Here is a 342-nt window from a genome sequence, read left to right as displayed (position 1 = left end):
AACAGCGTCTGCTGGGCAAACTGGCGCAGGCGTTCGCCTGCTTCTGTCAGCGTCACGGTGCGGTTATCGCGCAGAAACAGCGCATGGCCGACATCTTCTTCAAGCCGCTGGATCTGGCGTGACAGCGTGGAAGGGCTAACGTGCATAGCACGCGCAGTGCGCCCGAAGTGGCAGCTTTCTGCCAGATGAAGAAACAGTTTCAGATCCCGTAAATCCATGTGCGCGTCGCCTCTGGGTGGTGTTGCATTTATTGCAATGTGACGTTGTTAATATATCAATTTAAGCAACAGAATTCCTGTCATATGATGGGGTCATTCGCGGCGCTACATGACACGCCGTTCC

Annotated in this window: 1 protein-coding gene; it reads right to left on the bottom strand. The window is 54.1% G+C overall.

The genetic code is table 11. From position 1 onward, the window contains the following. On the bottom strand, positions 1 to 218 hold a 218-nt coding region (locus SB756_RS28710), incomplete at its 3' end, for a LysR family transcriptional regulator (RefSeq protein ID WP_410912907.1). Between the last annotated feature and the right edge of the window lie 124 nt (positions 219 to 342).

Origin of the sequence: Pseudomonas sp. SIMBA_068 (genome assembly GCF_046534705.1) — a bacterium.
Taxonomy (GTDB): domain Bacteria; phylum Pseudomonadota; class Gammaproteobacteria; order Pseudomonadales; family Pseudomonadaceae; genus Aquipseudomonas; species Aquipseudomonas putida.
The sequence above is the reverse complement of the archived record's forward strand: the minus strand, read 5'-3'. Positions and strand labels throughout refer to the sequence as shown.